Annotated in this window: 10 protein-coding genes; 9 read left to right on the forward strand and 1 reads right to left on the reverse strand. The window is 57.9% G+C overall.

Going from position 1 to position 14,424, the window contains the following annotated elements:
• Positions 1-261 precede the first annotated feature (261 nt).
• From rodA to gap, 4 genes are all read left to right on the forward strand, one after another.
• Entirely contained in the window at positions 262-1,368 is a 1,107-nt protein-coding gene (rodA, locus tag BCS36_RS01395) for a rod shape-determining protein RodA (RefSeq protein ID WP_291301145.1), read from the forward strand.
• Positions 1,369-1,393: 25 nt separating this feature from the next.
• On the forward strand, positions 1,394-1,735 hold the full coding sequence (locus tag BCS36_RS01400; protein ID WP_179980278.1) for a polymer-forming cytoskeletal protein: 342 nt from the start codon (positions 1,394-1,396) through the stop codon (positions 1,733-1,735).
• A gap of 886 nt (positions 1,736-2,621) precedes the next feature.
• Positions 2,622-3,176, forward strand: coding sequence for a GAF domain-containing protein (locus tag BCS36_RS01405; RefSeq protein WP_291301146.1), 555 nt, complete (start codon positions 2,622-2,624; stop codon positions 3,174-3,176).
• 390 nt (positions 3,177-3,566) lie between these two features.
• On the forward strand, positions 3,567-4,583 hold the full coding sequence (gene gap / locus BCS36_RS01410; protein WP_291301147.1) for a type I glyceraldehyde-3-phosphate dehydrogenase: 1,017 nt from the start codon (positions 3,567-3,569) through the stop codon (positions 4,581-4,583).
• A 449-nt stretch (positions 4,584-5,032) separates the two neighbouring features.
• Here the strand turns inward: gap and BCS36_RS01415 are convergent, their stop codons facing one another.
• Positions 5,033-7,045, reverse strand: coding sequence for a methyl-accepting chemotaxis protein (locus tag BCS36_RS01415; protein ID WP_291301148.1), 2,013 nt, complete (start codon positions 7,043-7,045; stop codon positions 5,033-5,035).
• Between the two features lie 639 nt (positions 7,046-7,684).
• Between BCS36_RS01415 and BCS36_RS01420 the strand changes: the two genes are divergently transcribed.
• The 5 genes from BCS36_RS01420 (at position 7,685) to lpdA (ending at position 14,290) form a co-directional block, all read left to right on the forward strand.
• The gene (locus tag BCS36_RS01420) at positions 7,685-9,415 is read left to right on the forward strand and encodes a sigma 54-interacting transcriptional regulator (RefSeq protein ID WP_291301149.1); all 1,731 of its coding nucleotides are present in this window, start codon (positions 7,685-7,687) and stop codon (positions 9,413-9,415) included.
• 646 nt (positions 9,416-10,061) lie between these two features.
• A complete protein-coding gene (locus tag BCS36_RS01425) occupies positions 10,062-11,657 on the forward strand; it encodes a sodium:solute symporter (RefSeq protein WP_291301150.1) in 1,596 nt (531 codons plus the stop codon).
• An 11-nt stretch (positions 11,658-11,668) separates the two neighbouring features.
• A complete protein-coding gene (locus tag BCS36_RS01430; protein WP_291301151.1) occupies positions 11,669-12,139 on the forward strand; it encodes an OsmC family protein in 471 nt (156 codons plus the stop codon).
• 310 nt (positions 12,140-12,449) lie between these two features.
• The gene (gcvH, locus tag BCS36_RS01435) at positions 12,450-12,845 is read left to right on the forward strand and encodes a glycine cleavage system protein GcvH (protein ID WP_291301152.1); all 396 of its coding nucleotides are present in this window, start codon (positions 12,450-12,452) and stop codon (positions 12,843-12,845) included.
• A 38-nt stretch (positions 12,846-12,883) separates the two neighbouring features.
• Entirely contained in the window at positions 12,884-14,290 is a 1,407-nt protein-coding gene (gene lpdA, locus BCS36_RS01440) for a dihydrolipoyl dehydrogenase (RefSeq protein ID WP_291301153.1), read from the forward strand.
• The last annotated feature ends 134 nt before the right edge of the window (positions 14,291-14,424 follow it).

Below are 14,424 nucleotides of genomic sequence, written 5' to 3' on the forward strand. Positions count from 1 at the left end.
AGCGATTACACAGAACAGACGTATGGTTACTCATGCTGTCTTCAAGCGTAGTTTCCTGCGTCACAACGCTTGAAGCATCCGTAGCTTCCTTCGTCGCAACGGCTAAAGCTCGGCTGAATCCACGCCACGTTGTGGCGCGCTGCACTTTCGTGCAGCATTAGAGCATTTACACTTTTTCAAAGTTAAAATGCTCTAAGGACGCTGGCATCGACGGCGACCCTTTTACGGCCCTTGGAACATGTTCTGACCAGGTAGAAGCGCATGGATAAAAGTCTTCTCAGCTATATAAACTGGGGCCTGCTGGCCTGCATGCTGCTGCTCTATCTTGTGGGCGTGGGCAATCTGTATTCTGCCAGCGGCACCCGGGTCGAATCGGGGCTGGCCTTCAACAGCTTTTACCAGCGTCAGGTGATCTGGGGCTTGTGCGGCCTGGCCTGCATGCTGATGGCCATGATGTTTGACTACCGGCAACTGCGCAACCTGGCCTGGCCCTTCTTTTTGCTGACCATCTTTCTTCTGCTGCTGGTGCCCATTGCGGGCAAGACGGTGTACGGAGCCAAACGCTGGATTTCGCTGGGCTTCATGAGCCTTCAGCCCTCCGAGCTGGCCAAACTTTCAGTGCTGGTGCTGGCAGCCCGCCTGCTGGCGCGCGACAGCCGCCCCCTTGGATGGAAGGACTTCTTCTCCGTACTCCTCGTCTGCCTGCTGCCCTGCGCGCTCATCATCACCCAGCCGGACCTCGGCACCACCATGCTCCTTCTGCTTATCCTGGCGGGCATGATACTTTTTCACGGGCTCAAGGGCTATGTGCTGAAAACATGCCTTCTGGCCGTGCCCGGCGTGGGGGCGCTCATGTGGTTTGTGGGCATGCACGATTACCAGCGCCAGCGCATCCTGACCTTCCTTGACCCGACCACCGATCCGCGCGGCACCGGCTACCACATCATACAGTCGCGCATCGCCATTGGCTCCGGCGAGCTGTGGGGCAAGGGCTTCAAAGAGGGCACGCAAAGCCAGTTACGCTTTTTGCCCGAGCGCCATTCGGACTTTGCCGTGGCCGTTTTTGGCGAGGAATGGGGCTTTGTGGGCTGCGTTGCCCTGGTCACCCTGTTCTGCCTCTTTCTGCTTTCCATTTTTTCCACCGCCGTACAGGCCAAGGACCGCTTTGGCAGCATGCTGGTGGTCGGGGTATTCTTTTACTTTTTCTGGCAGATACTTATCAACATGGGCATGGTCATCGGCATCATGCCCGTGGTGGGCATTCCGCTGCCCTTCATCAGCTACGGGGGCAGCGCCACCCTGGTCAATTTCACGCTGCTGGGCATAGTGCTCAACGTGTCCATGCGGCGATTCATGTTTAAGGGTTAATTGCAAATATAACGGGGAGACTGCTGTGGCCAAGGACGAAATAGCCTACCTGGGTTCCGATACAGTTTATGAAGGCAAACTGCATTTCAAGGGTACCGTGCGCATCGAAGGCAAGTACAATGGCGAGATCGTGAGCGAAGGCACACTGAATGTGGGCAAGGACGCTCAGGTCACCGGCACGCTTGATGTGGGCGAACTTCTGCTCTCCGGCCGTTTTTCCGGCGAAATCACGGCCCGTCGCCGCGTGGTCGTCTACGGATCGGGCATACTTGAAGGCCGCGTGCAAACTCCCGTGCTGCTGACCGAAGAGGGCGGCATCATCGAGGGGCAGGTAAGCATGCAGAGCTCCGGCAAGGTCAAAGCCTAGGAAACGCTGATTTATTCCGTTTGGCGGCGTTGCTTCACTTTTTTTGAAACAGTCGAGGACGGAAGAGTCCACTCCTGCCTCAAAAAAAGCTCGCGCCTTGCCAAAGAAAACAACTGCGCGTTTCCAGGAGGCTCTTTAGTTAGTGCTTCCATAGACTAGTTTTATTTGGGAATGCCTTGTGGGGGAGGGACCCTTTTGCAAAAGGATCCCTCCCCCACGCCCCCACCCCCTAACACCTTTAGTATAGTACAAAATCTCAAAGCTTACCTGCTTCAGGGAGCATTGCTGTTTTTGAGTGTACATTCCCAATTGTTACGGGCAGCCACGGCACGTAACAGCACGGGTACTCTGCGCCGGGCCTTCACATGGGCCTTTATCCCAGGCTTCACACGGCCCTTGCCCACGCGTCCTCTAGAGTGGCTCGGCGATTGCTCTCGCGACCATCATCAGCCAACCCTTGTTCACACGACTTCACGAACGGCTGCAAAGTGAAGCCGCGCCAGAGACACTGCCCGCTCAGGAGCACAGATCTCACAAAGGGCTGCGCGCCAAAAGCCCCGCCCGCACAAGGCGTTTTATTTCGTCCCGTCTTCGGCCCAAGAGGCCTCCGCCGCCACCATTTGCCCCATGAGGGAAAATAGCGCATACTTATACTCTGGTACGTTGCACAACCGACACAGTCAGTTGGCAATATGGCTTTGCATATGCTTTGCGCAGAGCCGCCAGAGCGCCGCCTTGGCGCTTCCCCGCGTAAATACATTGCGACCCCCACGGCGGACGCCTGCTCACGCGGCCGTCAGAGCAACTTCAAAGTGCACTTGCTTCAGTGGCCCCGGGCCACAGTACAGCCAGACTACTTTGCAACGCTTTCTTCAAGGAGGCACACATGGCACAAGACTATTTTCGCGCTCTCAGAGATGTTGCGCTGGTCATCAACTCCAGCCTTGAGCCCAAGGATGTCCTGCACAAAATAACCGAGCAGACGGCTGTCACCATGGGCTGCAAGGCCAGCACCATCCGCCTGCTGGACAGCACGGGCCGTTTTTTGCTGCCCAGCGCCGCCTACGGCCTTTCCGCAACCTACCTGCGCAAGGGGTCGGTGGAAGTAAAGCGCAGCGGCATGGACGGCGAGGTGCTCGCCGGCAAGACCATCCATCTCAAGGACGCCGCCGCTGACGGACGCTTTCAGTATCCCGATTCGGCCAGGGCCGAAGGCCTTGTTTCCGTTCTGTCCGCCCCGCTTATGGTGGACGGCAAGGCCATTGGCCTTATCCGCGTTTATTCCGCCGAGGAACGTGAATTCACGGCCGACGAACAGACCTTTATGGAAGCCGTGGCCGCCATTTCGGCCCTGGCCATTGAAAACGCGCGTCTGCATGAGGCGCTGCGCAACAATTACGAACTGATGACCAAGCACGCGTACTCGGTCTACGAAGACTAATACGGACGGCCCTTGAGAATGTGCATTCTCAAAAGTCACAGCGCGCCAGGAACGGCGCGTGGTCGCGCAGGTGGGTAGCGGTGCTGTCCTCATCCGTAAGCCCTGCGGGCAACGGCTGAAGCAGAGCATGCGCCGTAGGGCATCCGCTTCTGCAGTCGCAAGGCCGCCTCAAGGTACAAAAGCCTTGAAACACGCCGGGAAGGGCCATACTTCTCCGGTTGCGGCAGGCGGACTTTCTGCCACGACAAAGGCGGCAGCGCGCATGGCAACAGCCCGCGCACTGCCGGAAGGGCGACCCAGTTCAGAATCGTGCGGGCAAACGGCGTTTCGCGCATGCAACAGCGCACGTCGCCTGAAGACACTCCCCTCTAGTTTGTGAGGATTTCGCATATGAGCAAAATCAGAATAGGCATCAACGGCTTTGGACGCATCGGCAGGCAGGTTTTTCGCGCCCTGCACAAGAGCTACCGTGACCGCGTGGAAGTGGTGGCCATCAACGATCTTTTCGACGCTGAAGCCAACTTTCACCTGCTGGAATACGACTCCGTATACGGGCGCGCCTATCTGGACGCCAAGATCGACGGCACTGAAGTGACCGTTGGCGACTGGAAGGTGCACTGCTTTGCCGAGCGCGACCCCAAGCAGCTTGCCTGGGGCGAGTACGGCGTGGACATCGTTGTGGAAAGCACGGGCATATTCCGCAAGGCGTCCCAGTGCTCCGTCCACATTGAAAACGGGGCCAAAAAGGTCATCATCACCGCTCCGGCCAAGGAAGAAGACATCACCATCGTTATGGGCGTCAACCATCAGGATTACGATTCGGCCAAACACCACATCGTGTCCAACGCCTCGTGCACGACCAACTGCCTTGCCCCTGTGGCCCTGGTGCTGCAAAACGAATTCGGCATCCAGATCGGCAACATGACCACCATCCACTCCTACACCAACGACCAGCGCATTCTGGACATGGCCCACAAGGACCCCCGCCGTGCCCGTGCCGCCGCGTGCAACATTATTCCCACGTCCACCGGCGCGGCGCAGGCCGTAGCCAAGGTCATTCCCGCGCTCAAGGGCAAGTTCAGCGGCTATTCGCTGCGCGTGCCCACACCCACCGTGTCTGTGGTGGACTTCAGCGGCATCCTTGAAAAGGAAACCGACACCGAAACCCTGCTGGGCAAACTCAAGCACGCCTCGGAGACTTACCTCAAGGGCATTCTTGAATACAACGACAAGCCCCTGGTTTCGATGGACTTCAAGGGCAACCCCGCCTCCTCCATCCTTGAGGCGTCCTACACCACGGTGCAGGACGGCAAGATGGTCAAGGTGGTGGCCTGGTACGACAACGAATGGGGCTACTCCTGCCGCGTTTGCGACCTGGCCTGCCTCATGGCTGAAAAGGGCATCTAGCGCAGATGACCCCTGAAATATTTGTCATTTCAGTGGTTATCTAATGTAGAGGGCCTTTTTCGCCCACAAAAAGCGCGGAAACCAGATCAGCGCCAACAGCCCGAAGAGATGCGCTGCGCGGGTGGAACTGCGGCAACGCCCGCCGTAATGCGTCAAGCCCCCGCCGAACCCGAAGGTTCGGCGGGGGCCTGCTTTTTTAAATGAACACTCTCAACATTGCTTTGGGCTGAAGCAGCTCACCTTTGAGGCGATGAAATGTCTGAAAGGCGCTGCTTCCAGACCAGATTGCCTTTGAAAAAGGTTACATGCTCAAAAGCCCCGCCTCGGCCCCAACACAAGCTGTACTCCAGTACAACGTAATAAGAGTTTTAGGGGGAGGGGGCGTGGGGAGGAGACCTTTTTGCAAAAGGGTCCCTCCCCCACAAAGCATTCCAACATTGCTTCGGCCGTCACCTTTTGAGCTGATCCACAATGGCCCGCAAGTCGCCGGACATGGCTGCAAGCTGCTGTACCGCGACGGTAGATTCCGCCTGTCCCCTGCATGTTTCTTCAGTAAGCCTTGTCACTTCCTCAATGGCCTGACTGATCTGCTCTGAAGCGGCGGACTGCTCTTCAGCCGCCGTGGCTATGGACTGCGCCTGATCGGCGTTATCCTTGGCGTAGGAGAGGATATTCTCAAGCGCCGCACCGGAATCGTGCGAGAGCGTTGTGGTTTTTTCCACTGTCTCCGCTGCCGAATCCATAGAGTGGATGCTGTTTTGCGCGGCTGCCTGAATGGCTGAAATGTTTTCTCCCACTTCCTTTGTGGCTCCGATGGTTTTTTCGGCCAGCTTGCGCACCTCGTCGGCCACCACGGCAAATCCGCGCCCGGCCTCGCCTGCGCGGGCAGCCTCAATGGCGGCGTTAAGCGCAAGCAGGTTGGTCTGATCTGCGATATCATTGATGACATCCATGATGGCCCCTATGCTTTGGGCCTGCCGCCCCAGCACGGTGAGGTCTTCCTTCATGGCCTGGCTTTGCGTCTGCAGCTGGGTGACCGCCGCAATGACCTGGCGCACCAGATCCGCGCCGCGTCCGGCCTCTTTTTGCGTATTTGCGGCATTGCTGGCGGCATCACCAGAATTGCGCGCGACCTCCACCACGGACACGCTCATCTGCTCCATGCTGGTAGCCGTTTCAGTCATGCGCTGCTGCTGCACCGACGCCGCTCTGGATATCTGTTCCGCCTGGGCGGCCAGCTCTTCAGTGCTTGAGGCTATGCGTTCCACAACCCCCTCGATCTGCGCAGCCGCCTGAAGAATGCCACGCCGCGTGGCCAGTTCGGCTTCGTTGCGCGCCTCTTCTGCTTCGGCCACGGCTTTGCGGGCGCGCTCCGCCTCCTGCACGGCAAGTTTTTCTTTTTCTGCCGTGGTGGTTATCATTTCCTTGAGTCTGTTCACCATGGTGCGCAGGGCGTCGGCCAGCACGCCAACCTCATCCCTGCTTTTGACGGCCAGCGTTTCGTCCAGCCTGCCTGCGGACACGGAAGCGGCAAAATCCACGCACCTGTTAAGGGGTTTGAAGATCAGGCGGGTCACAAGAAACGTTACCATCAGGGCTGAAAGCACCAGGGCCGCCACGGCGGCAATGGAGCTGTACAGCAGGTTCTGGTCCGAATCCTGGTGGATGATGTCTTCCTTTTCATAGGCCCACACCTTCCAGTCCAGCCCCTTGATGTTGTAGAGGCTGCCCTCATACTCTTCATTGTCGTGAGTGAAGGATATCCTGCCGTCCGAATTCTGCGTGCGGTATTGGCTCAGACCGGAAACCTCGTCCCAGAGGCTTTTGCCGATGCGCGCTTCATTCCTGTTGGCCATGATATAGCCGTCGGCGCGGGTCAGAAAGACGTTCTGAAAATCCAGCACTCCATTGGCGAAATTGGTGATGTCCGTAAGGCCCAGGTTGATGCACAGGGTGCCCACCACTTTTCCTTTGTCCAGCATGGGCACGCCAACCGCCATGACGGTGGCCCCGATGGACGAGGTGTAGGGTGTGGTGACGACGCGCTTTTCACCGCTAAAGAGGCGTTTATACCATTCGCGCCCAAGATCTTTGGCGTTGAAATTGGGGATCATGCCCTTGTTGTTGTGTGTCTCGCCGTTTTCAAAACAATAGTAGGCTTCAACAAGATTTGTCTGCTGCAGCAACTGGACAAGCACATTCCTGCGGTATTCGTACAGATCGGCGTCAGTGACGCCCACCGGCTGCGCCAGCATTTTTGCCGACAATTCCAGCATATTGAAATACACGCCCATCTTCTCGGCAACGGCCTTGCCCACTGACCTTGAAATGGTATTCAACTGCTCAATCTTGGCGGCGTTGGATGACGAGCTGAAACTCCTGTACGAATTGACCGTCATGGCCAGAATAACCAATGAAAAAAAAGCGAAAACACTTAAAACAATTTTGCTCTTTGCACTCATGGCTACGTCACGCCCCCTGCTGTTATAAATAACAAGGAAAACCATTACCAATAATGGTTGCCTGTAAAAATGCCCTCATGAACGGTAAATCTTGTCGATGTCGGAAAACTAATATCATATAGCCAATGTGTAAAGCATCAATACGACGTTGCAAAAATGCATCAAATCGACTAGAGATAAAGTTAACAACCAAATATTCTTGCAAAGCACAAAATCTACTCGAGTACACAGTTACTCAATGTTCAATACTTTCAAATACTGCATAATTTAATTTAAATTTTTACTAAAAATAATATTTCCATTTTCTGCAAGAACCTTTACGCATATTTTTTTTAGTAATACATACGCAAAACAGCCCTGCAACTGCTGGGAGCTTTAGAGTGCAGTAAAAATTGAAATAACTTTCCAAATATGACAGGAGCTATATCAGCGGACTGAAACGGGAATATCGCACTGCCTGCGGTTGCCGTTCTGCCGGCGAATCCCCAGTTGGCCAGGCCCCTTCGGCTTGCCGCGTGTACCCCCCGAAAGCCTGCCGATGCGCGCAAAAAATGCGCCCACGATCCATCCCTTTTTGCCAGAACCGGCAAGGCCGCCCCACCAGCGCGTCTGAACGCCCCCAATCACCATAGCCAGAGAATGCCCATGCCCGCACTGCCCGAAGAAAGTATGCTTGTCGAACAGGTCATGCACGACAACCCCGAAACCCTGACCCCAGAGCACAGGCTTGAAGACGCGCTGGCGGTATACGAGCGGCACGGGGTCAACTGCGTGCCCATTCTGGATGCGCAAAAAAAAGTTCGCGGCATTCTGACCATATTCCGCCTGGTGGAGGCCATACGGCAGGGCAAATCTTTTGAAACGCCCATTGGCGAAGTTATGGACGTGGACCTTGTGAGCATTCGCAATGACGCCACTTTCGGCGCGGCGTGCAGCCTGCCCATAGACAGGATGCTTGTGCTCGACCACGAGGACAAACTGGTGGGCGTGCTGACCAAGAAAGACCTTATCCATAAAATCTACAATGCCTTCTGCAGTGCGGACTGCCACAACAGAGAGCTGGACGCCGTCATCAACTGCGCAGCGGACGGAATCATCATCTTCGACCAGGCAGGCGTTCCGCTGTACACCAATGACAAAATCCGCTCTCTGCTGCCGGACTGCGACAACCTGCAGGAGCCGTCCTCTCCCGCCATGGCGGCAGTGGCCGACCTGCTCAAAAAAACCATATCTTCGCGCAAGGCAGGCAGCACCCTTCTGGAGGACTGCAGCGGCAAACAGGTGGTCTTCAGCATCACCCCCATCTTTGACGCTGACCAGCGGCTCTTCCGCTGCGTCCTTTCTGCCCAGGACATGACAGAGATCAGACGGCTGCAGGAAGAGGCCGAAAGCAGCCGCCGCAAACTGGCGGCCTTTCAGGAGGCCAGCCTCAAGGGCAGAAAGGTCATTGCCCACAACCCTGCCATGCTGCGCCTGCTGGACGAGGCGGCCCGCCTTGGCGGGGTGGACTCCACCGTGCTCATCACAGGCGAAACCGGCGCGGGCAAGGAGGTTGTGGCCATGACCATCCACAACCACAGCAAACGACGCCACGGCCCCCTCGTGCAGATCAACTGCGGCACCATCCCGCAGCACCTTCAGGAAGCGGAGCTGTTCGGCTACGAAAAAGGCAGCTTTACCGGCGCCAACTCAAGCCGCGCGGGCATGCTTGAAGTCGCCCACGAGGGTACGCTCATGCTGGACGAGGTGGGCGAAATGGACATGGCCCTTCAGGTCAAGCTGCTGCGCGCCCTGCAGGAGGGCGTCATCTATCGCATCGGCGGGCGCAAGCCCGTGAGGCTCGATGTGCGCGTCATTGCCATGACTAACCGCGACCTGCTCAAAATGGTGCGCGAAAACACCTTTCGCGAGGATCTTTACTACCGTCTCAACGTTATCCCCCTTTCCGTGCCTGCCCTGCGGGAGCGACGCGAAGACATCCTGCCGCTGGCGCGGCACTTTCTTTCCTGCTTCGGCAAGAAATACTCCTGCCACTGCCACATAACCCCCCAGGAAGAAAAGATACTTCTTGAGTATTCCTGGCCCGGCAATGTGCGGGAACTCGCCAATTTTATGGAGCGCCTGACCATTGCGAACCTTTCGCCCGGCAACAGCGCACTGATATGGGAAAGCTTCGCCCGGCAGGAGGGGCAGCCCGCCCCCTCCCGGAGCGCCCCCATGCGGGAGCAGTTGCGGCATTTTGAAAAACAGTGCCTTGAAAAGGCCCTGCGCAATGCGCCAAGCATCAGGGGCGCGGCCCGTGATCTCGGCATTTCGCACGCCACGCTTCTTCGTAAAATGCGGGAATACGACATCGTGGTTCAGAACTAAACCACCCGACGGGGCGCACACCCCCATTTTGCCGGTCTGTTGGCAGCGCCCGCCGCGCCAGGGGTGGCGGTTCATTTTTCAACCATGTGGTTTGATTATGAACCACCCTTCTTGTTGCAAGATTTCACAAGTCTTCAAAAAATATCAATAAATCAAAGCATGTTATAAAACTTCACAAGCGCCGCCCCCTGCCCGCCCGCAGCTGGCGCATCTTGCGCCACGCATTTTCAACATACTTATATAATTAAAAAAACTTTTTGGAACAATGTTTGCTATCTGGATGCATCCTCACAGATAGCATCCAGATAGTTGTGCTCGCGAGGAGCGCCAGAGCCTTCCATCGCCCGCGAGCGATGGAGTCCGGCTCTGGAGGGAATTGAGAGGGCCCAATACGTCCTGCGGTTCAAGACTGTCCGGCACGGGGCAACATGCCGGACAGTCGCTACAAAAACCAAAGAGCGCCCAGCGCAACAAGCGGGCAACATGCGCAACCCGCTGAACAGGTACATTTTACGGGCGCCTGGCAAGGCCAGCAAACCCAATTCGCATTGACGTTACGTGCGGCGCCGCACGTTGTTTCGCGCAGCCCCGGCATTTCAGAGAAATGCACCCGGCAAAACGCATTTGAAAAATATGAGGAGTAACCATGTCATCTTCGGCCATTTGGATGTTCGGGCTTGCCCTGGCCTATACGCTCTTGCTCATTGTCATGAGCCAGATAGCCAAAAAAAAGGCGCAGGCGGGTGAAGACTTTTTTGTGGGCGGGCGAAAGTTCAGCCGCTGGACCGTGGCCTTCTGCATCACGGGCCTTTTCTCGGGTTCAACCTATATTGCCATTCTTGAGCTTTCCTACCTCACGGGCATTTCCGCCTTGTGGTACGGCGTTGCTGAACTGACCCATGTGCTGATCATAGCCCTGGTGCTTATCGGACCCTTCCGCAAGCGCATGATGGTGACGATTTCCGGCCTCATCGGCGACAAGTACGGCAGGGCCGCCAAGGGCATTGCCGGGGGCATCACGGCCATCACCTTTCCCATGTGGTCGGTGGCCACGGCGCTGGCCTTCGCTTCATGCATCAACGCCATCACCGGCATGGACATGCTGCTCTCCGTGGTGCTCACGGCCGCTCTCATGTACGTCTTTCTCAGCGCGGGCGGCATGTGGTCGGTGGCCATGACCCAGACCGCCAACTTCTTCGTCTTCATGATCATGTTTGCCGTCGCCATCTACGCCATTGCGATCAACCCCGGCTTTGACGCCGTGGCCACCCTGCTGACCACTGACGTCAAGTACGGCAGCCTTACCAGCGTTGGCCTGCAGACCATTCTGGCATGGTTCGGCACCTTTCTTATCAACGTGCTGCTGGCCCAGGCCGCTTTTCAGATGGCCCTTTCGTGCAAAACGGCTGACGAGGGCCGCAAGGGTCTGCTCATCGCCAGCGGGTTCAACGTCATCTTCATCGCCATGGGCGTGCTTGTGGGCGCGGCTGCGGCCATTGCCATGCCCGGCAACGCGCGCGGCCTGGTGGCCGTGCCCAAATATCTTATGGAAACCCTGCCGGCTCCCATGGTCGGCCTGTTCACCTTGGGCATATGGGCCTGCGCCCTTGGCTGGGGCGCTCCCTGCCAGTTCTCCGGCGCAACCAGCCTTGGCCGCGACGTGGGCTCGGCCATCTGGCCCAACGCCAGTGACGCCAAGCTCGTCAAGCTTACCCGCCTTTCGCTGCTGGCCCTTACCTGCCTTATGATCATGTTCGGCTATCTGCGCTCGGAGCAGGCGGCGTGGTGGAACATTTTCGCCTGGACAGCCCGCAACGGCGCTACGTTCGCGCCTATGGTGGCGGCCCTGTTCTGGAGCGTGGCCACGCCGCGCGGCGCGCTGACGGCCCTTATAGCCGGATGCGGCGCGGGTCTTGTCTGGAACTGGCTCGGCGGATGGGCCGTCAACAGCTTTTACCTCAAGATCCATCCTGTCTGGGTGGCCATGGCGGCCAACATCATCGGCATGTGCATAGTTTCCCTGGCGGAAAAGGGGTGGGAATTCATACGCCCCTCCGGCGGGCTCCTCGTCTTGCGCAATGTGGCCGTGATGCTTGCCCTCGCACTGAGCGTGGCTCTCGCGGCGGCTGGCACGTGGTTTTACCAGACAGGCCTTTGGGGCATGACGGCCTTCCTGGCCGTACTCTGCGCCTGGGTTGCCCTTATCTTCAGCACTGAACGTCAAAAAACCACTACGATATAAGGATTTGCATCATGGCCAAGATTCACGTGGAATGGAAAGGAAACATGATTTTTGAGGGAAGGGACTCCGACGGGCACAGCGTTGTCATGGACGCTTCAGCCGTATACGGCGGCGACAACCAGGGCGTGCGTCCAATGGAAATGCTGCTTATTTCCCTGGCTGGCTGCACGGGAATTGAAGTGGGCCACGCCATGAACAAGATGCGCCTTGAGTACAGCGCCTTCAGCATAACCGCCGACGCCGTGCGCCGCGAAGAAGTGCCCCAGATATTCACCGAAATCAACGTGGAATACACTGTTGAAGGTCAGGGCATCAGCCTGGACAGGTTTTTGCGCGCCTTTGAACTGGGCGCGGTGAAGTACTGCTCCGTGGCCAACATGCTCAAAGCGTGCAGCAAGATCAACTACAGCTTCATTCTTAACGGTCAGCGCCACACCTACCCCCTGCCCGAAGGGCAGGCCGGGGACAAGGCCGAGAGCTAGAGCAGTTTACGAGTGAAATGAGTTAACTGCTCTGCAGGGATTTTTCTGAAAAATCCTTGCCGCGAAATGCCAACAGGCAGGCTTTGCCTGCCGGATGCGAGCATTTCAAGTGTCAAATGCTCTGAAACGTCCGGGTATTCCCCCGGAAAGGCGCAACGCCACGCCCGCGGACTCCCGTCAGGCGGCAGTCAAGCCCCTGCCTCCATCAAATCCGCCGGAATGCAGGTTTCCGCCTTTCCGGGCCCGCCGCCGCGCCTCTTGCCATAGGAAGCGCGGCGGCTTTTTACGCTGCAAACCACAAGGAGAACATATGGCCGACTACACCCTGCCCAATGACCGCGCATACACCAGCGAGCACATCTGGCTGCTCGAAAACGAAGACGGCTCCACCCTGGGCATTTCAGACTTTGCGCAGGCCCAGCTGGAAGAAGTGGTCTATGTGGATATGCCTGCTGTGGGCGATCAGCTTGAAGCGGGAAAGGAATTCGGTTCCGTGGAATCGATGAAGTCCGTCAACGCCCTGTTCGCTCCTGTTTCTGGCGAGGTTACGGCAATCAATACCAGTCTTGAAAGCCAGCCGGGGCTTGTCAACAGCGACTGTTACGGCCAGGGCTGGATTGTGCGCCTGCGTAGGACAGAACCCCTGTCGTCAGCAGGCTTGCTCACAACCGAGGAATACCAGAATCTTCTGGAATCGCTGGCATAACAGCTTCGCCCAACATCACGAGCAGCACGAGGATACCAATGCGAAAACTGACCATCATCGGCAGCGGCCCCGGCGGGTACACAGCGGCATTCGCGGCAGCCAGGGCCGGGCACAGCGTAACGCTTGTTGAAAGCGCGGCCATGGGCGGCACATGCCTTCATACCGGCTGCATACCCACCAAGACCTTCAAAAGTTCGGCGGACACGCTGGAGAAAATCCGTCATGCAGCCAGCCATGCCATTGCCGGCTGCTCCGGGGCCGCCATTGACATGCCTTCCCTGCTCTCACGCAAGAACAGCGTCACGAGCCTGCTGGCCACAGGGCTTGAAAAAACCTGCGCCAGCCTTGGCATCACCCTGCTGCGCGGCAGGGGCAGGGTGGCAAGCCGCCAGGAAGTGGTGGTGACCACACAGGAACGCTCCATACCCGTCGCGGGCGACAACGTCATCATAGCCACCGGTTCGCGCCCCCTGAACCTGCCTTCGCTGCCCGTCGACCACAACCGCATTCTTGACAGCGACGACGTGCTGCGGCTGGACCATGTGCCCGCCTCAATCATCATTGTCGGCGGCGGCGTCATCGGCTGCGAAATGGCTTGCATCTTCCGGTCATTCGGCGCGGCCGTCACCGTTATCGAGGGGCAGAACCGTCTGCTGCCCATTCCCTCGGTTGACGCTGAAATGAGCAAACTGCTGCTGCGGGAAATGAAAAAAGCGGGCATCCGCGTTGAACTCGGCAAGACAGTCAGCTCCGCCGTGACGGAGCAGGACTCCGTAAAGCTTGTCACAGCCGCCGCACGGCCTCAGGATGCCGCCAGCCCGGCTCCTGCGGGCGTGCTGGAGGCGGAGTCCGTCTTTGTTACCGTGGGGCGTGAACCCAGAACCCAGGACCTTGGCCTTGAAGAAGCGGGCATAGCCGTGACGTCCAGGGGCTGGATTACAGTGGACGACTGCCTGCAAACGTCCCTGTCCGGCGTATACGCCATTGGCGACATTCTCGGGCCTGAAAAAATCATGCTGGCCCATATGGCCTCGGCTGAGGCCGAACATGTGGTGGCCCATCTGGACGCGCCAGCCCCCTGCGATTACAGCGTCGTACCCTCTGCCATCTTCACCACGCCGGAAATCGGCTGCGTGGGGCTTTCGGAGGAGCAAGCCGTGGCGCGCGGCCTGCCTGTGCGCTGCACCACCATGCAGGTCAGGGAACTGGGCAAGGCCCACGCCATGGGCGAAATCGCCGGCGTGTTCAAGCTGGTGGCCCATGCCGGGGACAATACCATTCTTGGAGCGCATCTTTGCGGCCCGCACGCCACCGACCTTGTGGCCGAGGCTGCCCTGGCCATCCGCATGGGCGCGACGGCAAACGACGTGGCGCACACCATTCACGCCCACCCCACCCTGGCCGAAGGCTTTTACGAGCTTTGCCACAAGGCCGCGCGGCAGTAGGGACGTTTCACGTTGGAATGCTTTGTGGGGGAGGGACGGCTTGTTATGCCGCTACTGACGCAGCATCAAACGTTGAAATGCCTTGTGGGGGAGGGACCCTTTTGCAAAAGGGTCCCTCCCCCACGCCCCCACCC

The organism is Desulfovibrio sp. MES5 (assembly GCF_002237645.1).
Taxonomy (GTDB): Bacteria; Desulfobacterota; Desulfovibrionia; order Desulfovibrionales; family Desulfovibrionaceae; genus Desulfovibrio.

Excerpts from the sequence above, each read along its gene's own strand:
- rodA (WP_291301145.1), top strand. The coding sequence starts at position 262 with ATGGATAAAAGTCTTCTCAGCTATATAAACTGGGGCCTGCTGGCCTGC.
- BCS36_RS01405 (WP_291301146.1), top strand. The coding sequence starts at position 2,622 with ATGGCACAAGACTATTTTCGCGCTCTCAGAGATGTTGCGCTGGTCATC.
- gap (WP_291301147.1), top strand. The coding sequence starts at position 3,567 with ATGAGCAAAATCAGAATAGGCATCAACGGCTTTGGACGCATCGGCAGG.
- BCS36_RS01415 (WP_291301148.1), bottom strand. The coding sequence starts at position 7,045 with ATGAGTGCAAAGAGCAAAATTGTTTTAAGTGTTTTCGCTTTTTTTTCA.
- BCS36_RS01420 (WP_291301149.1), top strand. The coding sequence starts at position 7,685 with ATGCCCATGCCCGCACTGCCCGAAGAAAGTATGCTTGTCGAACAGGTC.
- BCS36_RS01425 (WP_291301150.1), top strand. The coding sequence starts at position 10,062 with ATGTCATCTTCGGCCATTTGGATGTTCGGGCTTGCCCTGGCCTATACG.
- BCS36_RS01430 (WP_291301151.1), top strand. The coding sequence starts at position 11,669 with ATGGCCAAGATTCACGTGGAATGGAAAGGAAACATGATTTTTGAGGGA.
- gcvH (WP_291301152.1), top strand. The coding sequence starts at position 12,450 with ATGGCCGACTACACCCTGCCCAATGACCGCGCATACACCAGCGAGCAC.
- lpdA (WP_291301153.1), top strand. The coding sequence starts at position 12,884 with ATGCGAAAACTGACCATCATCGGCAGCGGCCCCGGCGGGTACACAGCG.